This is a genomic window from Bradyrhizobium sp. 191 (genome assembly GCF_023100985.1).
In the GTDB taxonomy this organism is placed as follows: domain Bacteria; phylum Pseudomonadota; class Alphaproteobacteria; order Rhizobiales; family Xanthobacteraceae; genus Bradyrhizobium; species Bradyrhizobium diversitatis.
Genome location: NZ_CP064692.1, coordinates 2,321,009 through 2,347,160, shown reverse-complemented (window position 1 = coordinate 2,347,160; position 26,152 = coordinate 2,321,009). Strand labels below are relative to the sequence as shown.

28 protein-coding genes and 1 pseudogene are annotated in these 26,152 nt (G+C 64.4%); 15 read left to right on the top strand and 14 right to left on the bottom strand.

Translation table 11 applies throughout. The features are described from left to right. Positions 1–3: 3 nt before the first annotated feature. Complete coding sequence (locus IVB23_RS10820; RefSeq protein ID WP_061878429.1) at positions 4–6,300, bottom strand: HAMP domain-containing protein; 6,297 nt, start codon at positions 6,298–6,300, stop codon at positions 4–6. 291 nt (positions 6,301–6,591) lie between these two features. Between IVB23_RS10820 and IVB23_RS10815 the strand changes: the two genes are divergently transcribed. Further along, complete coding sequence (locus tag IVB23_RS10815) at positions 6,592–6,888, top strand: hypothetical protein (RefSeq protein WP_082821975.1); 297 nt, start codon at positions 6,592–6,594, stop codon at positions 6,886–6,888. A 6-nt stretch (positions 6,889–6,894) separates the two neighbouring features. Here IVB23_RS10815 and IVB23_RS10810 read toward each other — a convergent pair whose 3' ends face one another. Beyond that, positions 6,895–7,407, bottom strand: a complete 513-nt coding sequence (locus IVB23_RS10810; protein ID WP_061878428.1) for a DUF4142 domain-containing protein — start codon at positions 7,405–7,407, stop codon at positions 6,895–6,897. Between the two features lie 93 nt (positions 7,408–7,500). Here IVB23_RS10810 and IVB23_RS10805 point away from each other — a divergent pair, with 93 nt between their 5' ends. The 3 genes from IVB23_RS10805 to IVB23_RS10800 all read left to right on the top strand — a co-directional run bounded on the left by IVB23_RS10805 (position 7,501) and on the right by IVB23_RS10800 (position 8,219). Then, positions 7,501–7,695, top strand: a complete 195-nt coding sequence (locus tag IVB23_RS10805; RefSeq protein WP_061878427.1) for a hypothetical protein — start codon at positions 7,501–7,503, stop codon at positions 7,693–7,695. 117 nt (positions 7,696–7,812) lie between these two features. Further along, positions 7,813–7,944 carry a hypothetical protein gene (locus tag IVB23_RS39335; RefSeq protein ID WP_256439311.1) on the top strand — a complete coding sequence of 44 codons (132 nt, stop codon included), beginning with the start codon at positions 7,813–7,815 and terminating at the stop codon, positions 7,942–7,944. A gap of 71 nt (positions 7,945–8,015) precedes the next feature. Next, positions 8,016–8,219 (top strand): hypothetical protein, encoded by a 204-nt coding sequence (locus IVB23_RS10800; RefSeq protein WP_247803480.1) that lies wholly within the window; start codon positions 8,016–8,018, stop codon positions 8,217–8,219. A 132-nt stretch (positions 8,220–8,351) separates the two neighbouring features. Here IVB23_RS10800 and IVB23_RS10795 read toward each other — a convergent pair whose 3' ends face one another. Next, positions 8,352–8,600: a hypothetical protein gene (locus IVB23_RS10795; protein WP_061878425.1), complete on the bottom strand. Its 249-nt coding sequence runs from the start codon at positions 8,598–8,600 to the stop codon at positions 8,352–8,354. 164 nt (positions 8,601–8,764) lie between these two features. Between IVB23_RS10795 and IVB23_RS10790 the strand changes: the two genes are divergently transcribed. Beyond that, on the top strand, positions 8,765–8,944 hold the full coding sequence (locus IVB23_RS10790; RefSeq protein ID WP_247803479.1) for a hypothetical protein: 180 nt from the start codon (positions 8,765–8,767) through the stop codon (positions 8,942–8,944). A 10-nt stretch (positions 8,945–8,954) separates the two neighbouring features. On the opposite strand, the gene IVB23_RS10785 is transcribed toward IVB23_RS10790, so the two are convergent. The 6 genes from IVB23_RS10785 to IVB23_RS10760 form a co-directional block, all read right to left on the bottom strand. Beyond that, complete coding sequence (locus tag IVB23_RS10785) at positions 8,955–9,434, bottom strand: DUF3147 family protein (protein ID WP_061878423.1); 480 nt, start codon at positions 9,432–9,434, stop codon at positions 8,955–8,957. Then, positions 9,434–9,781: a DUF3147 family protein gene (locus IVB23_RS10780; protein WP_061878422.1), complete on the bottom strand. Its 348-nt coding sequence runs from the start codon at positions 9,779–9,781 to the stop codon at positions 9,434–9,436. Before IVB23_RS10780 ends, IVB23_RS10785 begins: the two co-directional genes overlap by 1 nt. Continuing rightward, the gene (locus IVB23_RS10775; protein WP_061878421.1) at positions 9,778–10,365 is read right to left on the bottom strand and encodes a phosphatase PAP2 family protein; all 588 of its coding nucleotides are present in this window, start codon (positions 10,363–10,365) and stop codon (positions 9,778–9,780) included. The genes IVB23_RS10780 and IVB23_RS10775 overlap by 4 nt, the downstream gene beginning before the upstream one ends. Before the next feature lie 138 nt (positions 10,366–10,503). Further along, a complete protein-coding gene (locus tag IVB23_RS10770) occupies positions 10,504–11,055 on the bottom strand; it encodes a DUF4142 domain-containing protein (protein WP_061878706.1) in 552 nt (183 codons plus the stop codon). A gap of 83 nt (positions 11,056–11,138) precedes the next feature. Next, positions 11,139–11,369 (bottom strand): hypothetical protein, encoded by a 231-nt coding sequence (locus IVB23_RS10765; RefSeq protein WP_061878420.1) that lies wholly within the window; start codon positions 11,367–11,369, stop codon positions 11,139–11,141. An 8-nt stretch (positions 11,370–11,377) separates the two neighbouring features. Continuing rightward, positions 11,378–13,165, bottom strand: coding sequence for a thiamine pyrophosphate-requiring protein (locus IVB23_RS10760; protein ID WP_061878419.1), 1,788 nt, complete (start codon positions 13,163–13,165; stop codon positions 11,378–11,380). A gap of 145 nt (positions 13,166–13,310) precedes the next feature. Between IVB23_RS10760 and IVB23_RS10755 the strand changes: the two genes are divergently transcribed. Continuing rightward, the gene (locus IVB23_RS10755) at positions 13,311–13,685 is read left to right on the top strand and encodes a PRC-barrel domain-containing protein (RefSeq protein WP_061878418.1); all 375 of its coding nucleotides are present in this window, start codon (positions 13,311–13,313) and stop codon (positions 13,683–13,685) included. Positions 13,686–13,706: 21 nt separating this feature from the next. After that, positions 13,707–13,865 (top strand): hypothetical protein, encoded by a 159-nt coding sequence (locus IVB23_RS10750; RefSeq protein ID WP_194389111.1) that lies wholly within the window; start codon positions 13,707–13,709, stop codon positions 13,863–13,865. Between the two features lie 167 nt (positions 13,866–14,032). Here the strand turns inward: IVB23_RS10750 and IVB23_RS10745 are convergent. Further along, positions 14,033–14,143 (bottom strand): annotated as a pseudogene (locus IVB23_RS10745) (transcriptional regulator); the annotation flags it as partial. A 123-nt stretch (positions 14,144–14,266) separates the two neighbouring features. Here IVB23_RS10745 and IVB23_RS10740 point away from each other — a divergent pair. The 4 genes from IVB23_RS10740 (at position 14,267) to IVB23_RS10725 (ending at position 18,448) form a co-directional block, all read left to right on the top strand. Continuing rightward, the gene (locus tag IVB23_RS10740) at positions 14,267–15,268 is read left to right on the top strand and encodes a nitronate monooxygenase family protein (protein WP_247803478.1); all 1,002 of its coding nucleotides are present in this window, start codon (positions 14,267–14,269) and stop codon (positions 15,266–15,268) included. A 109-nt stretch (positions 15,269–15,377) separates the two neighbouring features. After that, positions 15,378–15,797 (top strand): hypothetical protein, encoded by a 420-nt coding sequence (locus tag IVB23_RS10735; protein ID WP_247803477.1) that lies wholly within the window; start codon positions 15,378–15,380, stop codon positions 15,795–15,797. 118 nt (positions 15,798–15,915) lie between these two features. Further along, complete coding sequence (locus IVB23_RS10730; protein ID WP_247803476.1) at positions 15,916–17,481, top strand: alkaline phosphatase D family protein; 1,566 nt, start codon at positions 15,916–15,918, stop codon at positions 17,479–17,481. Positions 17,482–17,629: 148 nt separating this feature from the next. Continuing rightward, positions 17,630–18,448 (top strand): aldo/keto reductase, encoded by an 819-nt coding sequence (locus IVB23_RS10725; RefSeq protein ID WP_247803475.1) that lies wholly within the window; start codon positions 17,630–17,632, stop codon positions 18,446–18,448. 60 nt (positions 18,449–18,508) lie between these two features. Here the strand turns inward: IVB23_RS10725 and IVB23_RS10720 are convergent, their stop codons facing one another. Both IVB23_RS10720 and IVB23_RS10715 read right to left on the bottom strand, forming a co-directional pair. After that, positions 18,509–18,739 (bottom strand): hypothetical protein, encoded by a 231-nt coding sequence (locus IVB23_RS10720; RefSeq protein WP_061878705.1) that lies wholly within the window; start codon positions 18,737–18,739, stop codon positions 18,509–18,511. Positions 18,740–18,912: 173 nt separating this feature from the next. Then, positions 18,913–19,362, bottom strand: a complete 450-nt coding sequence (locus IVB23_RS10715) for a hypothetical protein (protein ID WP_247804824.1) — start codon at positions 19,360–19,362, stop codon at positions 18,913–18,915. A 161-nt stretch (positions 19,363–19,523) separates the two neighbouring features. Here IVB23_RS10715 and IVB23_RS10710 point away from each other — a divergent pair, with 161 nt between their 5' ends. After that, positions 19,524–19,796, top strand: a complete 273-nt coding sequence (locus tag IVB23_RS10710) for a helix-turn-helix domain-containing protein (RefSeq protein ID WP_061878412.1) — start codon at positions 19,524–19,526, stop codon at positions 19,794–19,796. 2 nt (positions 19,797–19,798) lie between these two features. Here IVB23_RS10710 and IVB23_RS10705 read toward each other — a convergent pair whose 3' ends face one another. Both IVB23_RS10705 and IVB23_RS10700 read right to left on the bottom strand, forming a co-directional pair. Next, positions 19,799–21,031 (bottom strand): PLP-dependent aminotransferase family protein, encoded by a 1,233-nt coding sequence (locus tag IVB23_RS10705; RefSeq protein ID WP_247803474.1) that lies wholly within the window; start codon positions 21,029–21,031, stop codon positions 19,799–19,801. A gap of 52 nt (positions 21,032–21,083) precedes the next feature. Then, entirely contained in the window at positions 21,084–21,611 is a 528-nt protein-coding gene (locus IVB23_RS10700) for a DUF3124 domain-containing protein (protein WP_197968053.1), read from the bottom strand. A gap of 67 nt (positions 21,612–21,678) precedes the next feature. On the opposite strand from IVB23_RS10700, the gene IVB23_RS10695 reads away from it, so the two are divergent. The 3 genes from IVB23_RS10695 to IVB23_RS10685 all read left to right on the top strand — a co-directional run bounded on the left by IVB23_RS10695 (position 21,679) and on the right by IVB23_RS10685 (position 26,021). Continuing rightward, positions 21,679–23,409, top strand: coding sequence for a cation:proton antiporter (locus IVB23_RS10695; protein ID WP_247803473.1), 1,731 nt, complete (start codon positions 21,679–21,681; stop codon positions 23,407–23,409). 189 nt (positions 23,410–23,598) lie between these two features. Next, positions 23,599–24,675: a 3,4-dihydroxy-2-butanone-4-phosphate synthase gene (gene ribB / locus IVB23_RS10690; RefSeq protein WP_061878408.1), complete on the top strand. Its 1,077-nt coding sequence runs from the start codon at positions 23,599–23,601 to the stop codon at positions 24,673–24,675. Between the two features lie 131 nt (positions 24,676–24,806). After that, positions 24,807–26,021 carry an acyl-CoA dehydrogenase gene (locus IVB23_RS10685; RefSeq protein WP_028135001.1) on the top strand — a complete coding sequence of 405 codons (1,215 nt, stop codon included), beginning with the start codon at positions 24,807–24,809 and terminating at the stop codon, positions 26,019–26,021. The last annotated feature ends 131 nt before the right edge of the window (positions 26,022–26,152 follow it).

The following is a 26,152-nucleotide window of genomic DNA, read 5'->3' as shown; positions in this document are numbered from 1 at the left end:
AACTCAGCGGTGCAGCCACATGCGGATCGCAAGCAGCAATTGGTCGGTGTTGACCGGCTTGGCGAGATAGTCGGACGCGCCGGCTTCGAGGCATTTCTCCCGATCGCCCTTCATCGCCTTGGCGGTCAGGGCGATGATCGGAAGACGGGCGAAGGCCGGGTTCTCGCGGATCACGCCGATGGTCTGATAGCCATCCATCTGCGGCATCATGATGTCCATCAGCACGATCGCGATCTCCGGATTGGATTCGACCAGTGTCACAGCCTCGCTGCCGGTCGTCGCCGTCAGCACTTTCATGCCGCGCCGTTCCAGCACGCTCGACAGGGCGAATATGTTGCGGGCGTCGTCGTCGACGAGCAGGGCTGTCTTGCCGATCAAGTCCTCGTCGGAACTGTTCAGCTTCTCCAGCATACGCTGCTTCTCGATCGGCAGCTCCGTGATCACGCGGTGCAGGAACAGCGCGGTTTCGTCGAGCAGGCGTTCCGGCGATTCCACGCCCTTGACCACGATGCTGCGCGCCATGGTGTGGAGTTCCGCGTCCTCCTCCGCCGAAAGCTCGCGGCCGGTGAAGACCACGACCGGGATGTTCGACAGTCGCTCGTCGTTGCGGATCTGGTCCAGCACCTCGAAGCCGCTCATGTCGGGCAGCCGGAGATCGAGTACCACGCAGTCACACGGCTGCTCGCGCAGCGTCGAAAGTGCCGCCGCGCCGGTGGCCGTCGACACGATCTCGATGTCGTCGTGGTACAGCAGCTCGCGGATCGAAAGCTGCTCGGCCTCGTTGTCCTCGACGATCAGCAGCCGCTTGCGCCGCGGCCGCGCATATTCCTTGATTTGCGTCAGCGCGGCCGAGACGCCTTCAGGCGTGGTCGGCTTGTTGACGAATGAGAACGCGCCACGCGCCAGCGCATGCTGGCGGTCCTCGTCGAGCGTGATGATCTGCACGGGGATGTGGCGGGTCAACGGATTGTGCTTGAGCTGGCTCAGCACGGTCCAGCCGAGCATGTCGGGCAGGAACACGTCGAGCGAGACTGCTCTCGGCTGATACTGCTTGGCGAGCTCCAGCGCCTCCGCGCCCCGCGCGGCGACCAGAACCTTGAATCCCTTGTCGCGCGCGAGGTCGACCAGCACACGCGCGTAATGCGGGTCGTCCTCGACGATCAGGAGGATGCTGTCGCCAGGCTCGAGGTTCAAGCGGTCGTCGGGAAGCTGCTCGATGACGCGCTGCTGCTCCGGCGCGGCCGGCTGCAGCGCAGGCGGCTGGCTGTATTGCTGCGGCGCCGGCGCGGCCCGCGGTGCGAGCGTCGGGCCGGAATATTTCAATGGCAGATAGAGCGTGAAGGACGAGCCCTTGCCCGGTGTGCTGCGGAGATGGATCTCGCCTCCGAGCAGGCTCGCGAGTTCGCGGCTGATCGCGAGCCCGAGGCCGGTGCCGCCGTATTTCCTGCTGGTGCCGGCATCCGCCTGCTGGAACGCCTCGAAGATCAGCTTCTGCTTCTCCAGGGGAATGCCGATGCCGGTATCGGACACTTCGAACGCGATCACGGCCGGCGCGGAGTTCAGCACCGGGTGATCCGTCCCCCAGCCGCCGATCGCGCCGGCGACCTTCAGGCGCACTTCGCCTTCGGCGGTGAACTTGAAGGCGTTGGAGAGCAGGTTCTTCAGGACCTGTTGCAGGCGCTTGGAGTCGGTGACGATGCTGCGTGGCAGGTTCGGATCGACGTCGATCTTGAACGACAGGTTGCGGTTGTCCGCCTCGTGCCGGAATGGGCGGCCGACGGTCTCGAGCAGGTTCGCGGTCAGGATCTCCTCGGCGTCGACCGTGACCGTGCCGGACTCGATCTTGGAGAGATCGAGAATGTCGCTGATGAGGTTGAGCAGGTCGGTGCCGGCGCCGTGGATGGTGCGGGCAAATTCGACCTGCTTGGCCGAGAGATTGCCGTCCGGATTGTCGGTGAGCTGCTGGCCCAGAATCAGGATCGAATTCAGCGGCGTACGCAGCTCGTGGCTCATATTAGCGAGGAACTCGGACTTGTATTTCGAGGTCAGCGCAAGCTCGGTCGCCTTCTCCTCGAGCGCGCGGCGAGCCTGCTCGATCTCCTGGTTCTTGCGTTCCACCTCGACGTTGCGTTCGGCGAGCTGCTGCGCCTTCTGCTCGAGCTGGTCGTTGGTCTGCTGCAATTCGCGCTGCTGGGTCTGCAGCTCGCCGGCGAGCTGCTGCGACTGCTTGAGCAGGCCTTCGGTCTGCATCGTCGCCTCGATCGAGTTCAGAACGATGCCGATGGAGTCGGTGAGCTGTTCCAGGAACGTCATCTGCGACGTCGTGAAGGAGACGAGGGAGGCGAGCTCGATCACCGCCTTGACCTGGCCTTCGAACAGGACAGGCAGCACGACGAGGTTTTTCGGTGCGACGCGGAACAGCGCCGAGTTGATCGGCACCACGTCGGATGGAATGTCGGAGACCATGCGCGGCCGCTTGTCGAGGGCGCATTGGCCGATCAGGCCTTCGCCGAACTGGAGCACGCGCTGATAGGGATAGATGCCGTCGCTGGCGTAGGATGCGAGCAGCAGCAGCTGGGAATTGTCCTCGTTCTCGACCTGGTAGATCACGCCGGTATGGGCGTTCACCAGCGGCGACAGCTCGGTGAGCAGCAGCCGGCCGACCGTGGTGAGATCGCGCTGGCCCTGGAGCATGTTGGTGAACTTGGCGAGGTTGGTCTTCAGCCAGTCCTGCTCGGTGTTCACGTCCGTCGTCAGACGGAGATTCGTGATCATCGTGTTGATGTTGTCCTTCAGCTCCGCGACTTCGCCGCGGGCGTCGACCTGGATCGATCGCGTCAGGTCGCCCTTGGTCACGGCAGTCGCCACTTCCGCGATGGCGCGCACCTGAGAGGTGAGGTTGGCAGCCAGAAGGTTCACGTTGCCGGTGAGATCCTTCCAGGTGCCGGCAGCACCGGGCACGTTGGCCTGGCCGCCGAGCCGGCCTTCGACGCCGACCTCGCGTGCAACCGACGTCACCTGGTCGGCGAAGGTCGCGAGCGTCTCGGTCATGTTGTTGATGGTGTCGGCGAGAGCGGCGACCTCGCCGCGCGACTTCATCGTCAGGTTCTGCTTGAGATCGCCGTTGGCGACCGCAGTCACCACCTTGACGATGCCGCGCACCTGCTCGGTCAGGTTCGCAGCCATCAGGTTCACGGTGTCGGTGAGGTCCTTCCAGGTGCCGGCGACGCCGGGCACTGCAGCCTGGCCGCCGAGCTTGCCCTCGGTGCCGACCTCGCGGGCGACGCGTGTGACTTCGCCGGCGAAGGCGTTGAGCTGATCCACCATCGTGTTGATGGTGTTCTTCAGCTCGAGGATTTCGCCCTTGACGTCGACGGTGATCTTGCGGGAGAGGTCGCCGCGCGCCACGGCCGTGGTCACTTCGGCGATGTTGCGGACCTGCGTGGTGAGGTTCGCCGCCAGGAGGTTGACGTTATCGGTGAGATCCTTCCAGGTGCCGCCGACGCCGGGCACGACGGCCTGACCGCCGAGCCGGCCTTCGGTGCCGACCTCGCGCGCCACGCGCGTGACTTCGGCGGCGAAGGAGCGGAGCTGCTCGACCATGGTGTTCAGCGTGTCCTTCAGGAGAAGGATCTCGCCGCGCACGTCCACCGTGATCTTCTTCGAGAGGTCGCCGCCGGCGATCGCGGTCGCGACCTCGGCGATGTTGCGGACCTGGGCCGTCAGGTTCGAGGCCATGAAGTTGACATTGTCCGTGAGGTCCTTCCAGGTGCCGGCGACGCCGGGCACTTCGGCCTGGCCGCCCAGCTTGCCTTCGGTGCCGACCTCGCGCGCCACGCGCGTGACCTCGCCGGCGAAGGCGTTGAGCTGGTCCACCATGGTGTTGATCGTGTTCTTCAGCTCGAGGATTTCGCCCTTCACGTCGACGGTGATCTTGCGGGACAGGTCGCCGCGCGCCACGGCGGTCGTCACTTCCGCGATGTTGCGGACCTGGGCGGTGAGGTTGCCCGCCATCGAATTGACGCTGTCGGTGAGATCCTTCCAGGTGCCGGCGACGCCGGGCACGTTGGCCTGACCGCCGAGGCGCCCTTCGGTGCCGACCTCGCGCGCCACGCGCGTCACCTCGCCCGCGAAACGGTTGAGCTGATCGACCATCGTGTTGAGCGTTTCCTTCAGCTGCAGGATTTCGCCACGGACGTCGACCGTGATCTTGCGCGACAGGTCGCCGCCGGCGATCGCGGTCGCGACCTCGGCGATGTTGCGGACCTGGGCGGTCAAATTGCCGGCCATCGAGTTCACGGAGTCGGTCAGGTCCTTCCAGGTGCCGGCGACGCCGGTGACCTGGGCCTGACCACCGAGCTTGCCGTCGGTGCCGACCTCGCGCGCGACGCGCGTGACTTCGCCGGCGAAGGCGTTGAGCTGGTCGACCATGGTGTTGAGCGTCTCCTTCAGCTGAAGGATTTCGCCTGAGACGTTCACCGTGATCTTCTTGGACAAGTCGCCTTTCGCCACCGCGGTTGCGACCTCGGCGATGTTGCGGACCTGGCCGGTGAGGTTCGAGGCCATCGAGTTGACGCTGTCGGTGAGATCCTTCCAGGTGCCGCCGACGCCGCGCACGACGGCCTGGCCGCCGAGCTTGCCTTCGGTGCCGACCTCGCGCGCCACGCGCGTCACTTCGCCGGCGAAGGCGTTGAGCTGGTCCACCATGGTGTTGATGGTGTCTTTCAGCTCCAGAATCTCGCCGCGCACGTCCACGGTGATCTTCTTCGAGAGGTCGCCGCCGGCGACCGCCGTCGTCACCTCCGCGATGTTGCGGACCTGCGCTGTCAGGTTGGAAGCCATCGAGTTGACGCTTTCGGTCAGGTCCTTCCAGGTGCCGGCGACGCCGAGCACGTTGGCCTGGCCGCCGAGCCGCCCTTCGGTGCCGACCTCGCGCGCGACGCGCGTCACCTCGCCGGCAAAGGCGTTGAGCTGGTCGACCATGGTGTTGAGCGTCTCCTTCAGCTGAAGGATCTCGCCGGAGACGTTCACCGTGATCTTCTTCGACAGGTCGCCGCTCGCGATCGCGGTGGCGACGTCGGCAATGTTGCGGACCTGCGCCGTCAGGTTCGAGGCCATGAAGTTGACGTTGTCGGTGAGGTCCTTCCAGGTGCCGGCAACGCCAGGCACCTGGGCCTGGCCGCCGAGCTTGCCCTCGGTGCCGACCTCGCGCGCGACGCGCGTCACTTCCGAGGCGAACGAGTTGAGCTGGTCCACCATCGTGTTGATGGTGTCCTTCAGCTCCAGGATCTCGCCGCGCACGTCCACCGTGATCTTGCGCGACAAGTCGCCGCGCGCCACGGCGGTCGTCACGTTGGCGATGTTGCGCACCTGTGCGGTCAGGTTGCCGCACATGGCGTTGACGCTGTCGGTCAGGTCCTTCCAGGTGCCGGCGACGCCCGGCACGATCGCCTGGCCGCCGAGCTTGCCGTCGGTGCCGACCTCGCGCGCGACGCGCGTCACTTCCGAGGCGAAGGAGCGGAGCTGGTCCACCATCGTGTTGATGGCTTCCTTGAGCTGCAGGATCTCGCCGCGGACGTCGACCGTGATCTTCTTCGACAAATCGCCGTTTGCGACCGCGATCGTCACCTCGGCAATGTTGCGAACCTGGTTGGTCAGGTTGTTCGCCATCGAGTTGACGCTCTCGGTCAGGTCCTTCCAGACGCCGGTCACCTCGGGCACCTGGGCCTGACCACCGAGCTTGCCCTCGGTGCCGACCTCGCGCGCCACGCGTGTCACCTCGGAGGTGAACACGCCGAGCTGCTTGATCATGGTGTTGACGATGTTCGCCGACTGCAAGAACTCGCCGCCGAGCGGACGGCCATCGACGTCGAGCTTGACGGTCTGGAGCAGGTCGCCTTGTGCGACGGCGGCGACCGCGCGCGTCACCTCGCGCGTCGGCCACAGCAGGTCGTCGATCAGAATGTTGACCGAACCTTCCATGTCGGCCCAGGAGCCTGACGCGAGGCCGAACTTGACGCGCTGGCGGGTCTTGCCTTCGCGCCCCACCACCTGGCCGACCAGCTCGAGTTGGTGCGCCATGCGCTGGTTGGCGGCGATGATTTCGTTGAGCGTGTCGGCGATCTTGCCGTCGATACCGAGGTAGTCGCCGCTCATGCGCACCGAAAAGTCACCGCTGCGCATCGCCTGCAAGGCGAGCAACAGTTCCGCCCGGGAATCCGACTCCGACGTACCGTTGGTTTTGGGCTTTGGGACGCGACGACCGGAGCCTGATGCAGTTCCGGGATCAAGGTCGCTCATACTGATTCCCCCGCAGGCGTTCGCCGAATCCGCGGCACGACGCGTTTGGTCGACATGAAATAGAGCGTCAGCCAAATTCGAAATCAAGCGCCAAGGTGCGGCGCGAGCAATTGGAACCCGCTTTGCTCAGCCCGACCGAGCTAACAATGATCCGCCGAATTGGTTCCACGCCCAGAAGGAATGCCCTGGTGGGAGCCGCCGCTCTGCTCGTCCCGTACCCGGCATTCCATCCTTCGGAACGGAGCGCCGAGCCCTAACGTTAACCCGCCGAGAGACACAGGGAGAACGGATATGAAAGCAGGACTCGCCGTCGTCGCCATGGCTGTGTTTGCCGCGGGATCGGCTCTGGCACAGGGCGGTGCGCCCAGCGGGCGCGGCGCCGTGACTGGCGATCCCGCCGCAAGCTCCGCCAGCCCGCGGGCAGAAACACCGACCACCGGAACGGCCAGCCGGTCGAATCCGAGCGGTAGCGGCACGTCATCTTCGGGCGGCAAGGACGACAATGGCGATGCGGGGCGGGACAAGATGCCGGAGAGTGATCGCACCGTACGGCCACAGAGCCAGCAACGTCATCCCAACAACAAGTAGAAACGGCTACTTGTCCGCCATGGTACGCTCGGCGTCCCTGACCTGCGAGCGCAACATCGGGAGTTGTTCGCGCGCGAACGCTGCGAGCGCTGCATTGTCGGGCGCCTTCAGATAGCGCTCGAGCAGTCCGATGACCGATTCATACTCGGGAATCTGCGCGGCATAGAAGCTCCTGACGTAGGTCGGACCATCCGACATCTCGGGCTCGACCAGGCTCGCTGTTGAGGATGTTGCCTTGCCGACGCGCGGCTCTGCGCCAATGGCCTCCTGGACCTTCTTCAGGCTCTTGTCGCGCTTGGCCGCTTCCTCGGCGCGCAGGGCGGCGAGGTTCTTGACCTCTGCATTGCCCTTGAGGTCGGTATTCTCGAGAAGACCCTGTTGAAATCGGCTGAAATTGTAGACGCCGCTGATAACCTCGATCGCGGTCGGTGGCCGTTCGCCGGGCTTTCGCTCGCCGGTGCTGTCGGCAAGCGCCGCAGTGTTGATGAACGCCAGGATGAGGACGGCAAGAACTCGCATCGGTATCAATGATGAACACCGTGCGAAGTTCCCTGACCATTACGATCCGGTAAGCGGGTTGCGGCGCGAGAGTTCCGTCCCCACGTCCTCCACATGAAACAGTCTGACATCTACAGGGATAACGCCGACAATTGTCTCCAGCTTGCCGAGCGAGCCGAGGGACAACCCGCCCATAAGCGCTATTCGCGCATGGCCGACGCCTGGACGGCGCTCGCCAACGAGCAGGATTGGCTCGACGGCGAAGTCCCGCCCGTTGCGGTCCGCGCTCCTCCAAAGCGGAAGGCGTGAGCCGCTCGTTCTCGTGAATCTGCGTGTGAGACCGCTCACGGAAGGCAAGCGACAGATTTGCGATCATCCGGGAACATTCGATCGCGTCGATTTCCAGTTCAGAAGGAGGTTTTGGCGATGGCTCCACGTCTGGCTCTTCTCTCCCTCATTCTCGCCTTTGGCGTCTCGGTCGCGTTCGCGACGGTGACGACGTTGCGGCAGGTGCATCTCGAGAACGCATCTGCTGCGGTCCACGCGGTGCGCAGTTAGCACTGCGCCGGAACATTCGACGTCGCGGTGCGTAAGCGTTCCAAGACACGAGAACAAGCGAGAGCCCCATCATGGCCCATCCCGACCAAGGCATCGTCAAGGACAAGCGCGGGGAGGAGCAGCCGCGTGACAAGGAGCGTGCACAGTCCGTGCACAAGACGAACCAGAAAGGCTCGCCTTCGCGTGAAGCGACGCGCGACCCCAAGCTGAACGACAATAGCAAGACGCCAGGCTCCGGCGTGCTGCCGGATGGCTCGAGCGACGCGACAGGCTAGTTCTCACGAGGAACGAATCCGCACGGGAAGAGTCGAAGGATTGCTTCCGGTTGTCATGCCCCCGGTGCGCCGGAAGCAATCTCCAAGGACGGCCCTGGCACGCACCGTGCCAGGGCCGTTTGCTTATGTGCGTCAGCCGCCAGTGCCACTCTCTGGATCGCCCTGAGTATGTCCGTCAGGTCCGCGGCCGAACACGCCAAAGCTGCTTGACTTCACGCCCACGGCGGCATCGACGCCGGCGGCGGCCAGTCCGAACCTGAGGAGTTCGCGGACTGCGGCTGCCCGCGTCGGCATTCGGTGCTTGAACCGGAAATCGTCAATGGCGGCCAACTCTTCCGGCGAGAGCATGACCTGAAGGCGCTCGGCGCGAAGGTCGTTCATGGCGATCACGCAAATTGAGTAGTTTGAGTAGTTTACTCAACGAACCAGCCTGGCGGGAGTTCCGCCAGAGTCGACAAAGTCTCTCAATGTGTAAAAATACTCAATAAAATCAATATGTTAATTTTTGAAACATATCCTGCCATGGCGCATTCTTCTCGAAAGGGATGACGGTCGAAGTCAGGTTACCTCGCAAGCTTTCCGAAGAGCCGGAAGCGTCCAAGGAAGCGTCCAAGCCAGTGCGGCCAAGCCACCAGAAGATCATCGATCAGGTCGAGCGCTGGGCCAACAGCCCGGGGCTCCAGCCGCCGCAATTGCAGACGTCGACGACGTCGAGCGCGGGCTAGTTCAAGGGCTTCACGAAGCGGGAGCCCTCTGCCGATGGCGAGTGGAGTGGGCACTGCGATTGTGCGAGACGATGCGAAGCTTGCGCCTTAGCCACCAGGCCGTCACGCAAACGCTGGCCCAGACCGTCAAGGCGGCGATGAAGCCAAGTGCGATGCTTGCCCCGACGGTGGCATGGAAGACGACAGCGAACGCCACGAGGCCGATGCCGCCGAGTGCTGCACCTGCGGCATCGAGCGCTGCGGCCTGCTGTCCGCGACGCCGCCCGCTCAGCCCGGCCTTCTCCTTGGCGTGACGCTCGTGGCTTTCGATCAGGGTCGCGCTCGCACAGAAGATGGCCGGGAGTGCAAGAAAGAGCCCGCCGACAGAAACGCCGAATTGCGAGCCGATAACTCCCGCGAGCACCGTCGCGCAGCCGCCGAGCACGAAGCGAACGGCGTATTCGTACCACCGCGTCTGTTTCAGTGCGGATGACGACAGCTTCACCAGCATCAGGCGGCACCTCCCAGACCCGCGAGCAGACCGAAGGCAACCCCGAGCCATACGACAAAGGCAAGGATCGTCGCCGGGAGCGCGCCGAGACGGATCCTCATCAGGAGATGGCAGACGACGAGGCTGTAGCAGGCGAGCGCGATGGCGCCATAGATCATCGTCCAGCTCGCGGCCGCGGCATATTGCGGGCCGTGCTGGACCACGGCGATGCCAAGGGTGGCCAGCGCGACCGACGGAGCTGCGCCGAGAAGCCCGGCAAAGCTCTTTGGCCGCAGCATGTCACCGAGGATTGCGAAGATGGATACGATCAGCCCGCCGGCGACGAAGCGCACGAGATATTCCGTCATGGCCGTACCCGCGAGGCTTCGGTCCGCTGCTGCGGTGATTTCGCCAGCGTGAGCGGCCTGAACAGTCGCTCGACGACGATGCCGAGCGTGAAGCCTGCCACCACGTCGCTGATCCAGTGCGCCAGCAGCGCCACGCGCGTCAGCGACAGCGCTGCGGCGAGTGAGCGGGCCAAGCGGCGCGAGGTCGGCGGCAACAGGCCGGCCGCCGAGGCGAGGGCGCCCATATGCATGGCGTGACCGGAGGGAAACGCGTCGTGGGGGCGTCCTGAATAGGGAATACCGTGCCGGTGGCCGCTCACGGTGAGCCGGTCAGGCCTCGTCTGGTCGAATACGGATTTCAAGAGATGCGGCACTATCGCCGTCACCAGCGATACCACCAGCACGTGATCGGCAACGGGACGCCGCTGCGGATGTCGGAGATAGGTGTAGAGCCATCCCGCCGCGGCGAGCGCGAGCAGCACATGCTCGTCGGCGCCCCAGGTCATTGCCTGGGCGGCATGCTCGAGGCCTGGGTTGGCATTACGTGCGATCTCGTTGGCGATCGCCGTATCGATCCGGGTGGGTTTCACCGTTACGAGCGCCATCGGTCCGCCGGCGAGTTTTCCTCCATGACAGTTCTGTAAAGCCCGGAGACAAAGAAGGTTCCTGAACCTCAATGCGCGGAGACGGTCGTCGTTGCCAAGTGAAGGACGCCGGACGCGCCGGCGTCCTTCGGCAATGTGTTACTTGGTTTGACCGACGCTCGGCGCCTTGCCGAGCTCCTTGGCCATGTCGAGGTGGTGCTTCAGTGCCGGCAGGGTCTTGCCGGCCCAGTCCTTGAGCGCGGCATTGTCGCCGCCCTTGGCATAGCGTTCGAACAGGGAGACGGCATCCTCATGGGCGCTGACCTGATAGGAATTGTAGTCCGAGCTGAAGTCCTTGCCGGTCGCGCTCTTGAGCTTGTCGAGCTTGCTCTGATGGGAGCTGTCGAGCGCGGTCGGTAGCGTCGCCTGCACCTTGCTGCCGTTGACAAGCCCCTTGAGCTCGGTGCTGGTCTTGGTGTGATCGGTCACCATCTGTTGCGCGAAGCTCTTTTCCTGCGCGTTGCCCTTTTGCTGGGCGAGCTTGCTCGATTCGATCTCGAACATGTCGCTGATCGCCACCTGCTTGACGAAGTCGGCAGTGGATGGCGCGACGCCCAGCGCCGAGTTGACGCCGGTCTTTTCGCCGAGCGACTGGGCGAGCGCGGGGCCCGCGAGAGCCACGCAGGCAAGTGCGATGATGGTTCGCTTCATGGTCAGATACCTCCGATAGGTTGCGCGGCCGTTTGCCGGCGAATGTGCGCCGACCAACACGTCGCAACAGCCGAGGTTCCTAATCACCGGCCCGCAGGACGGCGACCGGTGCGCGGATTGAGCGGATCGGTCGCCTTTCGCCGCAGCCGCTCCGGAAGGAAAGGCTCCGCCGGCGTGGGGGTCGCATCAGCGCGTACGTCCGCGTGGTGCTGCGCCCGCTCATGCGGCGTGCGGTTGTCGTTGATCTGCCGCTTGACGTCGAGGCCTCCGACCGGATCGTTGACGCCGTGCTGGATGTCGCGGAAGTCACTCATTGTTCACCTCATTGCCTCCCGGGCAGGATCGATTCGAACATCTGGCGCGCCGCTCCCTTGATCATCCCGCTTTCGTTCGGATCGCCCTTCATCAGGGCGAGCGAGAAATTCTTCGCCTGCTGGAGCGTGATGTGCGGCGGCAGCGGCGGCACCTCGGGATCGGTTTTCACCTCCAGCACGACCGGCATCTCGCTCGCCAGCGCCTGCTCCCAGGCCGGGCCGAGCAGCTCTGGGCTGTCGACGAAGATGCCGGTGAGGCCGATCAGCTCGGCGAAACGCGAATAGGAGACATCGGGAATGCGCTGCGAAGCCTCGAATTTGGGATCGCCGTTGATGATGCGCTGCTCCCAGGTGACCTGGTTGAGGTCTTCGTTGTTGAAGACGCAGACGATGAAGCGCGGATCCCGCCACGTGCGCCAGTATTTCGCAGCCGTGATCAGTTCGGCCATGTTGTTCATCTGCATCGCGCCATCGCCGACCAGCGCGATCACCGGTCGGTCGGGCTGGGCGTATTTCGCGGCGAGCGCATAAGGAACCGCGGCGCCCATCGAGGCGAGACCGCCGGACAGCGAAGCCGTCATGCCGCGCCGCATCTTCAGGTCCCGCGCGAACCAGTTGGCACACGATCCGGAATCGCTGGTGATGACGGCGCGGTCGGGCAGGCGCGGGGACAGTTCCCAGGCGACGAGCTGCGGGTTGACGGGCGCCGCGGGCTGATGTGCGCGGTCGTCCAGCGTCTTCCACCATCTCGCAACATCGTCCTCAATGCCGCGGCGCCAGGCGTCGTCAGCCTTGGGCGCGAGTCGCGCCAGCAATGCGCGTAGCGTCTCGGCGGCGTCGCCGACGAGACCGACCTCCACGGGAAAGCGGATCGACAGCATGCTGGCGTCGATATCGATCTGAACGCCGCGCGCGCTGCCTTCCTTGGGCAGGAATTCGGCGTAGGGAAAGGCCGAGCCCACCATCAGCAGCGTGTCGCATTCCATCATCATGTTGTAGCTGGGCTCGGTGCCGAGCAGGCCGATCGAGCCTGTGACCCACGGCAGGTCGTCGGGCAACGCGGCCTTGCCGAGCAGTGCCTTGGCGCAGCCGGCCGACAGCCGCTCGGCAACCGCGATCACCTCGTCGGTGGCGTGAAGCGCGCCGGCGCCGACGAGCATCGCGACCTTCTTGCCGGCGTTGAGCACCTCCGCGGCGCGGTCGAGATCGGCTTCACGCGGCGTGATGCTGGGTGGGCTGTAACCAATGCCGGAATGCAGCGTGCCGTGTTCACGGGGCGGATCCTCGTAAGGCTCCTCCTGCAAATCGTTGGGCAGGATGATCACGGTCGGGGTCCGCCGCGCCAGCGCAATCCGCACCGCGCGGTCGATCAGGTGTCGCACTTGCGCAGGCGAGGATGCCTGCATGACGTAGGCGCCGGCAACGTCCTTGAACATCGAGAGAAGATCGAGTTCCTGCTGATAGTGGCCGCCGAGGGCGTTGCGCGCCTGCTGGCCGACAATCGCCAGCACCGGCTGGTGATCGAGCAGCGCATCGTAGAGCCCGGTGACGAGATGCGAGGCGCCGGGGCCGGAGGTCGCGATGCAGACGCCGAGTTCGCCCGAGAATTTTGCGTAGGCGGTCGCCATGAACGCTGCCATTTCCTCATGCCGCGCCTGCACGAAGCCGATCTTGCCGCCGGCCCGGTTCATCGCGCCGAACACGCCGTTGATGCCGTCGCCGGGATAGCCGAAGATGTGGCGCACGCCCCATTGATGCAGACGCTGGACGATGAAGTCGGAGACGGTCTGGGACATTGCGCGTGGCCCTTGGTTTGTCTGGTGCATGAAACTCAGAGAACGGCTCGTTTGGTGCGATGTTCCTGACCGCTCGCGGAACATGCACCGGAACGATCCCGTGCCTATCCGGTTGGTTTTGCACGTGGCCGAGTGGAGAATTGCGATGTTGAACCAAGACGAACTGGATCGCAGTGAGACGGGCCGTTTGATCGGCAGCGACAAGGTCGAGGGAACATCGGTCTATGGCGCCGATCGCAACCGGATCGGTTCGATCGAACGCGTGATGATCGACAAGATCAGTGGCCAGGTTTCCTACGCCGTGCTCGGTTTTGGTGGATTCCTGGGATTGGGCAACGACCACTATCCGTTGCCCTGGCAGTCGCTGAAATACGACACCGAGCTCGGCGGTTATGTCACCGGCATCACCACCAAGGAGCTGGAAGGCGCGCCCAAATATGGCTCACGAAGCGATTGGAACTGGAGTGATGACGCCGCCGTGCGTGGTATCAACTCCTATTACGGCGTCCCCTTCGCTTGAAGTTTCAGGAAAGTGAGATCGATGAGCAAGGAACGGCCCAACGACGATCCCCGGCAGCAGAACGACTGGGGTTCGCATCGACAGACGGACAAGCCCTGGAAGGGCAACCCCGAGAAGGAGCAGGGATCGGACGAGGTCAAACCCGATCTTGAGAAGTGGCACGAGACCAAGACGCACTGAAGGTGCGTGTGCCCATGGCGACCTCTTGAGCAAGCGCGGCGTCCATGGTGCCGCGTTGCTCCTTTGAGCGGTGCGTTCACGAATGACAGCGCTGCTGTTGCAGGGGCCGGGGAACGCTGGCGCAGACTATCTGGCGCAGCGCCAGCAATTTCACCAGAGCCGCCTGCTCACCCCACCGTTTGGTCCCGCCCCGGCCCCGCATGCACATGCACCTGCCTGGCGTGCAGCGGCTCGCCGCATTCCGGGCACACCATCACGGGATCGAACAGCTTGCCGCAGCAGCCTAAGGGCGCCTGGACCTTCGAGATGGAGATCCGCCCGTTCGGAGAGAAATGGTGACCGCGGCGCAATAGTCCGGCTAGACTGATCTGAACATCAAGCAAATTCCGGGAGGACCTTAAGTGAAGACCGCGATCACCGAACTGTTCGGCATCGAGCACCCCATCATTCAGGGCGGCATGCATTTCGTCGGCTTTGCCGAACTGGCCGCCGCCGTCTCCGATGCCGGCGGGCTCGGCATCATCACCGGTCTCACGCAGAAGACGCCGGAATTGCTCGCGAAGGAGATCGCGCGCTGCCGCGACATGACCGACAAGCCGTTCGGCGTGAACCTCACCTTCCTGCCGTCCTTCTCGGCGCCGCCCTACGCCGAATACATTGCGGCCATCGTCGAAGGTGGCATCAAGGCGGTGGAGACCGCAGGCCGCAGCCCGGAAGCCTACATGCCGGCCCTGAAGGCGGCCGGCATCAAGGTCATCCACAAATGCACTTCGGTGCGCCACTCCCTGAAAGCCGAACGCATCGGCTGCGATGCCGTCAGCGTCGACGGCTTTGAATGTGGCGGCCATCCCGGCGAGGACGACATTCCCAACATGATCCTGCTGCCGCGCGCGGCGGAAGAGCTGAAGATCCCGTTCGTCGCCTCCGGCGGCATGGCCGACGGACGCAGCCTGGTCGCGGCGCTCGCGCTGGGCGCGGCGGGCATGAATATGGGCACGCGTTTCATTGCCACCAGGGAAGCTCCGGTGCATCAGAACGTGAAGAATGCACTCGTCGCAGCGACCGAGCTCGACACCCGCCTGATCATGCGGAGCTTGCGCAACACCGAGCGCGTGCTGAAGAACGCCAATGTCGACCGTCTGCTCGAGATCGAGCGCGATAAGGGCGACAAGCTCACGATCGACGACATCCACGGCCAGGTCGCGGGCGTCTATCCCAGGATCATGCTGGACGGCCAGATGGACGCCGGCGCCTGGAGCTGCGGCATGGTCGCAGGCCTGATCCACGACATCCCATCCTGCAAGGAGCTCATTGATCGCATCATGGCAGAGGCGGAGACCATCATCCGCAACCGCCTGCTAGGGTTCCTGGACGGGACGGGAGCGACACGAAAGGTCGCCTGACACCGTCAAACTTCTTAACCACGGCGGCATTTGACCGCTGGAATTGCGCGCGGCGCCTCCTAAATAGGGGTAAATTAGCCCTTTAATAAATCGATTTCAGGAGGCGTCCGTGGTCCTGAAAAACGTTCCCTTCGCAATTGCCCTTGCCCTCGTGATCGCAGGGGGCGGCATTGCGCGCGCTGACGACTACAAGCCTGACGAATATCTCGGCCTCGATCTCTCCAAGGCCGTTCTGTCGCCGAAGCGTCTCGGGCCGGAGACGCGCTTCGCGCCGCTCGCACTCGAAGCGCGTGGCGGCAACGAGGCGCAGGCTCGGGCTGAGCCTGTCGACGTGCCGAAGAAGGTGGCGGCCGAGCGCGTTCGTGTGGCCGAGCCGAAGGCCGCGCATACCAGGAGCGCACAGGCGCGCGGGGCGGCCCGTGCCAAGCTTGCGCGCCGCCACGGCAATCCGCTCGACGCGCAGGCAATGGATACCCGCATCCAGACTTGGCCATGCCGCTCCGGCGGTATCTGCAACTGGAAGCGTTAGTCGAGGCCAAAGCCGTCATCGCCACGTCGCAAAACCGTAGGCGCAGAGTCAAGAAACCGTAAGCCGGGAGTCAAGGAGCGCAGGCACCTTCCGTCGTGATTCGACGAAGGTTTCCTGAATGGCAACGCTCCGCGCCCCGCGCGCATGGACCCGGCGGCAGTTCCTGGTCCGCTCCGCCTCCAGCCTCGCGATCGCCTCGCTTGCGAAACCCTCCATCAGTCGTGCCGCCGACCGCCCGCAGATCGCGGGCGGGATCCAGTCCGGCGACGTCTCGGACGGCTCGGCCGTGATCTGGGCGCGCGCCGACCGGCCCGCGCGGATGCAGGTAGAGTGCTCGACCGTCGAAAGCTTCAAAACCATCATTGCGTCGGCTTCCGGTGATGCATTGCCCGACGCCGATCTCACCTCAAAACTGCTGCTGGCCGATCTGCCACCGGGCCAGGATATCTTCTACCGCTTGCGCTTCGACGACATTGCCACCGGTCTCGCCGGCGAAGGCCGCATCGGCCATTTCCGCACCGCGCCGGCAGCTAGCCAGTCGATTTCGTTCCTGTGGTCCGGCGATACCGCGGGGCAGGGCTGGGGCATCGACGTCTCGCGCGGCGGCTATCGCAGCTATCGGACCATGCTCGACAACCGTCCGGATTTCTTCATCCACTCCGGCGACCACATCTATGCCGACTGCCCGATTCCTTCCGAGTTGAAACTGTCGAACGGCGAGACCTGGCGCAATGTCGTGACCGAGGAAAAGTCCGAAGTCGCGCATACCCTGGCGCAGTTACGCGGCAACTACAAATACAACCATCTCGACGAGCACTTCCGTGCCTTCCACGCTGAGGTGCCGATGTTCGCGCAATGGGACGATCACGAGGTGACCAACGACTGGTCGCCGATCGGAACCTATGACGAGACCGGACACGAGGACGACGGCACCCCGCGCCTGGTCGCGCGGGCCCGCCGGGCCTTCTTCGATTTCATGCCGATCCGCGACATCGGCGCGCGGCAGGGCCGGGTCTGTCGCAAGATCGCCTACGGCCCGCTGCTCGACGTCTTCATGATCGACATGCGCAGCTTTCGCGACGAGAGCTGGAACAAGGGCGACGACCAACGCGGCTGGATCCTGGGCGCCGAGCAGCTCGCCTGGCTCAAGCGGGAGCTCGCCGCCTCGCGCGCAACCTGGAAGGTGATCGCGGCCGACTTGCCGATCGGCCTGATCAGCCTGGATGCCGTGGCGCTCGGCAACGGGCCGCCCGACCGGCGCGAGCACGAGATCGCGGATCTGCTCTCCTCCATCAAGCGTGCCGGCATCCGCAACATCGTCTGGCTCACCGCCGACATGCACTACACCGCCGCGCACTATTACGATCCGAACAAGGCGCAATTCCAGGATTTCGAGCCGTTCTGGGAGTTCGTCTCCGGCCCGTTGCATGCCGGCAGCTGGGGGCCTGGCGAGCTCGACGACACCTTTGGCCCGGTCGCGATGTATCAGCAGGGCTGCAGCGCAGCGCAGGGCGAGAACCTCGCGCCATGTTTCGGACTGCAGTTCTTCGGGCGGGTCGACATCGATGGCCGCAGCGGTGTGATGACCGTGACCTTGAAGGACGTGGACAATCGTCACCTCTGGTCGGTCGATATCGTGCCGCAGCCGCAGGGGCGGCCGGCCGTGGTGGCGCAGCATTCCTAAGCGCGAACCCGATCTTGATGATTGTGGCTGGCCGGCGACTCGCGCGCTATAGTCGCTACTCTCGCCGCCTCTTTCCATCACCGAAGAGTCTGCTCACGCGGCATTGCTGCGCGCATCGGCGGCCTGCGATATCTCAGGAGCCTGTTTCATGGACCATCTGAAAACACAGGGCATCAGCCTGCCCAAGCTTGGCCTCGGTACCTTCCGCATGCAGGGCGATGCCTGCCGCGCCGCAGTCGAGAGCGCGCTGTCGATCGGCTACCGCCATATCGATACTGCCGAGATGTATGCCAATGAGGAGCCGATCGGCTCGGCCATCGCGTCGTCCCGCGTGCCGCGCGGCGAGCTGCACGTCACCACGAAAGTCTGGCACGAAAACCTCGCCCCTGACGCGATCCGGCGCGCCTTCGATGCCAGCCTGAAGAAGCTCAGGCTCGACCATGTCGATCTCTATCTCGTGCACTGGCCGTCGAAGGCTGCGGACTGGGGTGCGGTGTTCGAGACCCTGATGAAGCTCAAGGAGGAGGGGCGCACGCGAGCCATTGGCGTTGCCAATTTCACAACGGCACTGCTCAAGGTCGCGGTCGAGGACATCAAGGCGCCGATCGCCTGCAACCAGGTTGAATATCACGCCATGCTCGATCAATCGAAGGTGCTCGGCTATCTCCAGGCCAAGTCGATTCCGCTCGTCGCTTATTGTCCGCTGGCGCAGGGGCGTATCGCCTCGGATCCGGTACTGGCCGAGATCGGCGCCCGGCACGAGGCGACCGCCGCGCAGGTCGCGTTGAAATGGCTGCTCGACCAGGACGGCGTCGCCGCAATCCCGAAGGCTTCGCGCCGCGAGAGCCAACAGGCCAATCTCGACGCGCTCAAGATCACGCTCGACGATTCCGACCGCAAGAAAATCGCCGCGCAGTCGAAGGACAGGCGTTGCGTCAATCCCGGCTTCGCGCCGGCGTGGGATTAGTTCGAGTGCTTGGGCAATAGAAATGGCCCCGTGAGGGGCCATTTTCATTCGCGTTGCGCATTAGTCCCAGTGATGGTGGCGGTGGCTGCGCTTGATCACGACCACGCGGTCTCCGCGATGGTGGCGGTGCCAGCCGCGGTCATGATGGTGCATGCGATATTCGGCGCGGGCGCCGTGCGGACCGTGATGGTGATGACCGCGCTTGATCACCACCGTCTCTGCGCTTGCCAGGGTCGGCGCCGCGATCACGAGCGCACCGAGAGCTGCAACCACATAACCAAGCTTCTTCATGATGTCCTTCTCCAAATGAATGCACATCTAAACCGTGTATTCACGCGAACGTTCCGGAGAAACGGGGAGAGAATTCTGAATGGATGTTCAGGTGAGCATGATCCGGACTCAAAGAGCCGCGTCAGCGCAAAGTGTGCGGCGGTTTCCGATTGGATCATGCTTGGGAATGACGGCTAATCGCAGCGTTGCTGCGCGGGCGTTGGTGCGCCGGTGGTGACGTACTTGCCGTCCTTGATCGTGTACTCGCCGCGCTCGCTGCGATTGTAGATCGCGCGCAGGCTTCCGTCCTTCTGCAATAGAAGTCCGAATTCACGCGTCTGACGCAGCGAGGGGAAGAACACCATCACGTCGAGCAGGCCCTCGGCGTCGACTGTGGCCGACACCACCTCGTTCTCGTCTTTGGCTTCGCCGAAATTGCGCCGGTAAATCACCCGGCCATCCTTCCTGATCTCGTAGCTCAGGAGCGCCCCCTTGTCGCGGTCTGGCCGGGCCGCGCAATCCACCGCCCACGAGCCGAGCAGGCCCCATTGCTCGACGGTCGCGGCCAGCGTCTCGGCACCGGCCATGGAGGTGAACGCAACCCACAGCACTACAGCCGCGATCCAGCGGTTCAAACGTCGCATCATGTCCTGAAAAACCCCGCCTCGAAGACTTCCAAACTGTACCATCGCGCCCGCGGCCGTTCCACGGCGGCCGGCGATCACTCGTGAATTTGATCCGCGTCAATGAGGCAGCGCATTTCGAGGGTAGGATGGCATTCCCGAAGGCGAACGTGGATAGACCAATGCTGAATCAAGTCGTGGATTTTGCGGGCGAAGTGCTGCCGGGGAGCTGTGCCGTACCGCCTTATTCCGAGGCCGCGTTTCTGACCGAGCTGGGCGATCGCTTGCGGTCCTCGCGCATGCGCTGCGATCTCTCGCGCCGCGAGCTGGCCCGCCGCTCCGGAATCTCCGAGCGCTATATCGCCCAGATCGAGGCCGGCAAGGGCAACGTCTCGATCGTCCTGTTGCTGCGGCTGGCTTCCGCGATCCACGGCAGCCAGCCCCAGGCGGCCTGATATCAGGCCCGCTTCTCCACATTGGCGCTGCGGGCCGGCACGCCGAATTCCTTGCGGCAGACCTCGGCCAGCACGGCGACGCCCTCGCGGATCTGCTGATGCGTGGGGCTTGCAAAGCACAGCCGCAGTCGCGAGCTGGAATGGCCCCTGTTGGTCGACCATTCCGGCCCCGGATTGATCGAGACGCCGGCGGCAAGCGCGGCCTGATACAGCTTCAGCGTATCGACCTGGCCGGGCAGCTTCACCCACAGGAAGATTCCGCCCTTGGGCTCCTCGAACTCGGCGGCCGTCCCGAACTGCTCGTTGAGCGCTTCCATCAGCGTGTCGAGCTTGGTGCGCAACGCCTTCGTCAGGGCCGGCACGTGGGTCGAAAAATGCGGCCTGCAATAGGTGGCGAGCACCATCTGCTCGAGCGCGCCGGACCCGGCATCTGTCTTCAGCGACAGCATCCGCGACATCACCTCCCAGGGCGCGACGATGAAGCCGACGCGCAGCGCCGGCGCGATCGACTTCGAGAACGAGCCGATATGGATCACGCCGCCGTTCGGGCTCATCGCGTAGATCGCCGGCGGCCGCTGCCCTGACCACACGAGGTCGGCATAGCAATCGTCCTCGAAGATGGGGACGCCGTATTCGGCCGCGAGCCGCACCAGCTCAGTGCGCCGGCTCTCGGGCATGATGCTGCCGGTGGGGTTCTGCACCGTTGGAATGGTGTAGATGTATTTCGGGCGGATGCCGCGGCTCTTCAGGTCGGCCAGCGTCGTCGCCAGCATGTCCATGCGCATGCCGTCCTTGTCGAGGGGAATGCCGACGACATTGACCCCGAGCCGCGCCAGGCGGTTCAGCGAGCCCTGATAGCTCTCCTGCTCGAAGATCACGGTGTCGCCGCGCGCCAGCAGCGTGGAGTTGACGAGATCGAGCGCCTGGAGGGAGCCCGAGACGATCAGCAGATCGTCGACCGTGCAGGTGATGCCGGCATCGCGCTTGAGTTTCGTCACCAGGAATTCGCGCAAGGGCAGGTAGCCCTGCGGGCCATGGGCCAGCCCGTAAGTGGCGAGCGAGCGGCCCTCGCGCCGCAGCACCGCGTTGGTCGCTTCGATCAGCTCGTCGAGCGGCACTTGTTCGGAATCATTATTGCCGCCGACGAAGCTGTATTTGGCAAGGCCCGTCCAGCGCGCAGAGGGGGCCGGCAGCCCTGCCGGAAACAGGGGTGCGAAATCGAAGCTGGACGTCATGGGAGCGTTCCTCGTTTTGTTCTTGTTGAGCGGCGGCTTTGCACCGGCCGCCTTACTTCTTGCCGGCCGTCCTGGTTGGGCGGCCCTGGCTGATGAAAGCGTAATGCGCATTGGCGATGCCGCCAACCATGAGGGCCTCGACCACCGGCTCGGCGATCTCCCCCGTGGCGGCCCAGTCGACCAGGAAGTTGGCCCCGGTCCCGCCGCGCACGTCATCGGTCGGAATGAAGATCGAGACGGTGGCGAGCGGCCTCAACGCCACCGGCGCCTTCAAATAGCTCTCGACCTGCTTGCCTGCGGTGTCGAAATAGGCGATGCGTTTGACGACCAGCGGCTGGGTCTCGGAGGCGTTGTGCACGCTCAAGGTCACCGAGAAATCGACTCGCAGCTTGCCCTGGCTCATCGCGACGCTGGAATAGGCGGGCACGTAGAACCCACCGGAAACGGCGAGGTCCTCCTTCGGCAGAGCGGTGAGCGAATCGGCAAAGTTTTGTTCGATATTGACCTTGGATTGCGCTGTGAGCGAATCGGCGAAGGCGAGGGGACCCAGCAGCATGGCTGCGACGAGCCCTCTCCGCATGTGACGAATTGCTCGCTTGCCGCACCGCAACCCGCCTCTAGGGTGCGGCAAAACGGACCAATTAGGCATGCACGAGCTCATTCGCGACATCACTCTCTCAATCCTGTTTGCCTGGATGCTGGGCCTGCTCGCCCATTTCTCCCGGCAACCGCTGATCCTGGCCTACCTTATCGCCGGCTTCTGCATAGGTCCATTCGGCGCCGGCTGGGTCCATTCGCAGGAATCGATCAGCGTCATCTCCGAGCTCGGCCTGATTTTCATGCTGTTCATGATCGGGCTCGAAATCGACCTGAAGAAGATCGTGCGGGCAGGGCGGGTGATTCTGTTCGCGGCGGGCAGCCAGCTGCTCGGCGGCTGTCTGCTCGGGGTCCTGTTCTTCGTCGGCATCGGCCTGTCGCTTGGCGGCGGGCATTTCGATGCGGTCTATCTCTGCGTCGCCTGCGCGCTGTCGAGCACCGTCATCATTGTCAAGGTGCTCTATGAGAAACGCGAGCTCGATACGCTGCCGGGCCGCATCACCCTCGGCGTCCTGGTGCTCCAGGACATCTTCGCGATTCTCTTCCTGGCAGTGCAGCCGAGCCTGGCCAATCTGCAGGTCACCGTCATCCTGCTCTCGATCGGCCGCGTCGCTGTGCTGGTTGCCGCCGCGCTTCTGGTCAGCCGCTACGTGCTGCCGCGCCTGTTCCACCAGATCGCCCGGCGGCCCGAGCTGATCCTGCTCGGCGCGCTGGCCTGGTGCTTTCTCGTCGCCGAGATGGCCGAGCGGCTGTCGCTGTCGCGCGAGATGGGTGCACTGATTGCCGGCGTGTCGCTCTCGACCTTCCCTTACGCCCTCGACGTGACCGCCAAGGTCACCACGCTGCGCGACTTCTTCATCACGCTGTTCTTTGTCGCGCTGGGGATGACCATCCCCGTGCCCGGCCTCTCGGTGATCGGACTTGCCTTGATGATCGCGGCGTTCACGGTGGCGAGCCGCCTCGTCACTACCTTCACCCCGCTCTACCTGATGAAGCAGGGCCTGCGAGCCAGCCTGTTGCCGGCGCTGAACCTCGCGCAGATCTCCGAGTTCTCGCTGGTGGTGATCCAGACCGGTATCGCCGACCACCATATCGCCGCGGAGACGGCAAATGCCGCCTCCTTCGCCTTCGTGGTGCTGGCGGTGCTCTCGACCTTCGTGATGACCCGCAGCGACGAGATCACCCGCTGGGCGATCGGCCCCCTGAAGCGGATCGGCCTGCGCGACCTCGACCATGGCAACGGCCATGCCGAGGACGGGCACGAGGGCGGCCATGGCGAAGCCCGCCGCGTCGTGATCCTCGGCTTTTTCCGTGCCGCGAGCGCGCTGCTGGCCGAGATCGAGCGGCAGGCGCCGGTGCTGCTGGAGCAGATCACGGTGGTCGACTTCAACCCCAATGTGTACCAGACCCTGCTTTCGCGCGGCCTGCACGTGATCTATGGCGACATCAGCAATGTCGATACGCTGCTCCATGCCGGCATCGGCAAGTCCGAGATGATCATCCTCAGCGTGCCGGATTCGCTGCTGAAGGGCGCCACCAACGAGAAGCTGGTCCGCCACGTCCGCGCGCTCAATCCGACCGCGCTGATCGTCGCCACGGCCGACCTCCTGGCCGACGTCGGGGCGCTCTACGAGGCCGGCGCCAGCTACGTCACCGTGACCCGGCTCAGCGACGCCCATGAGTTGTTTACCGTGATCGAAGCCGCCCAGGCCGGCCTGCTCGCCGACAAGCGTGCCGAACTCGATCAGCGGCTCGGCGAGCGGCGCGAGGTGCTGCCCTGACGGCGTCCGGCCGCCTTCCTTGCGGGCCCTGCGCGCCTATATCCCTGGTATCTTCGGTGCAAGCCTGAAACCGCGTGGACGGGCCTGTCCCGGGGCATATGCGGTTGCGTCCAGGACACTAGCATCCGGGGCCAAGTCCAGCTAAGGCGTCCGGCTGAGCCTCCGGCCCATAACCGATAGAGATTGGGAATGCCCGATACCGTCCAGGAAGTCTTGCAGGCCTTTGCCCGGGGTGAGCTCGTGGTCGTCACCGACGACGAGGACCGCGAGGGCGAGGGCGATCTGATCGTCGCAGCCTCGCTCTGCACCGCCGACAAGATGGCCTTCATCATCCGCCATACCTCCGGCATCGTCTGCGCTCCCGTGACGACCGAGGACGCGCGCCGCCTGCGGCTCGATCCGATGGTCGCCCACAACGATTCCGCGCACACCACCGCGTTCACGGTCTCGATCGACTACAAGCCCGATGGCGGCACCGGCATCTCCGCCGAGGAGCGCGCCTCGTGCTGCCGCGCGCTCGCCAATCCCAATGTCGGCGCCAACGACTTCGCCCGGCCCGGCCACATCTTCCCGCTGATCGCCAAGGACGGCGGCGTGCTGCTGCGCTCCGGCCATACTGAGGCTGCCGTGGACCTCTGCAAGCTCTCGGGCCTGCCGCCGGTCGGCGTCATCAGCGAGCTCATGAACGACGATGGCAGCGTGATGAAGGGCGAGCAGGTCGCCCGCTTCGCCGCCCAGCACAAGCTCAGGCACGTCACCATCGCGGATATGATCGCCTACCGCCAGGCGCGCGAAAAGCTGATCGAGCGGGTCTCGACCTTCGTCACCGACAGCCCGATCGGCCCCTTGCAGGGCTATGCCTACCGCTCGCCGTTCGATTCCATCGCTCACGTCGCCTTCGTCTATAACGGCGTCGGCGACGGCAAGAACGTGCTGACGCGCTTCCACAAGCCGAACATCGTCAAGGACACCTTCACCGGTCACAAGCGCATGGCGGCCGTGCTCGAACATTTCAAGAAATCGGGCCGCGGCGTGCTGGTCTACTTGCGGGATGGTGCGGCCGGCGTCCCCGTGGCGCCGCTGCCGGACGAGTCGTCGACGGAAGCCGACCGCAACCGCCAGTGGCGCGAGGTCGGCGTCGGCGCGCAGATCCTGCGCGACCTCGGCGTCACCTCGATCCGGCATCTCACCTCCTCGGTGCACGACTACAAGGGTCTGTCCGGCTTCGGCATCGAGATCGTCGCCAACGAGCAGCTCGAAAGCTGACCACAACGTTTCCAGGTTCACGCCGTGGCGCGAGCCGGAATGACCGAAACCAGGATGCAATTGAACTTGTTGCCGCGGCGCTTTAGTTTGTCGGGCAATTATTGACGGAACCAGACGCGAAAGGACGTTTCATGAGCGTGCGCCCTCAGGCCAAGGACAAGCCGGCTGCGGCTTCTTTCCAGTGGGACGATCCATTCCTGCTCGACGAGCAGCTGACCGAAGACGAGCGCATGGTGCGCGATACCGCCCGCGCCTATGCCCAGGACAAGCTGTTGCCGCGGGTTGCCAAGGCCTATCTCGAAGAGAAGACCGATCGCGAGATCTTCAATGAGATGGGCGAGCTCGGCCTGATCGGCATCACGCTGCCCGAGGAATATGGTTGCGCGAATGCGAGCTACGTCGCCTATGGCCTCGTCGCACGCGAGATCGAGCGGGTCGATTCCGGCTATCGCTCGATGAACTCGGTGCAGTCCTCGCTGGTGATGTACCCGATCTACGCCTATGGCGACGAGAACCAGCGCAAGAAGTACCTGCCGAAGCTCGCCAGCGGCGAGTGGGTCGGCTGCTTCGGCCTGACGGAGCCTGACGCCGGCTCCGATCCCGCCGGCATGAAGACCCGCGCGGAGAAGGTTTCGGACGGCTATCGCCTCACCGGCAGCAAGATGTGGATCTCGAACGCGCCGATCGCCGACGTGTTCGTGGTCTGGGCCAAGTCGGCCGCGCACGACAACCAGATCCGCGGCTTCGTGCTGGAGAAGGGCATGAAGGGTCTCTCGGCGCCGAAGATCGGCGGCAAGCTGTCCCTGCGCGCCTCGATCACCGGCGAAGTCGTGATGGATGGCGTCGTCGTTCCGGAAGACGCCCTGCTGCCCAACGTCTCCGGCCTGAAGGGCCCGTTCGGCTGCCTCAACCGCGCCCGCTACGGCATCTCCTGGGGTGCGTTGGGGGCCGCCGAGGACTGCATGCATCGCGCCCGCCAGTACACGCTCGACCGCAAGCAGTTCGGCAAGCCGCTCGCCGCGACCCAGCTGGTGCAGAAGAAGCTCGCCGACATGGAGACCGAGATCGCGCTCGGCTTGCAGGGCTCGCTGCGCGTCGGTCGCTTGATGGACGAGGGCAAGTTCGCGCCCGAGATGATCTCGATCATGAAGCGCAACAATTGCGGCAAGGCCCTCGATATCGCCCGCACCGCCCGTGACATGCACGGCGGCAACGGCATCTCGATCGAATATCACGTGATGCGCCACGTCCATAACCTCGAAACGGTCAACACCTACGAGGGCACCCACGACGTCCACGCCCTGATCCTGGGCCGCGCCATCACGGGCATTCAGGCGTTTTTCTGATTTGGTTCTCCGTCATTCCGGGGCGCGCGAAGCGCGAACCCGGAATCTCGGGCCGCATTATTCCTGTTCAATCGAGATTCCGGGTTTGGCCCTGACGGGCCATCCCGGAATGACGTCAAAGAACAAAGAAG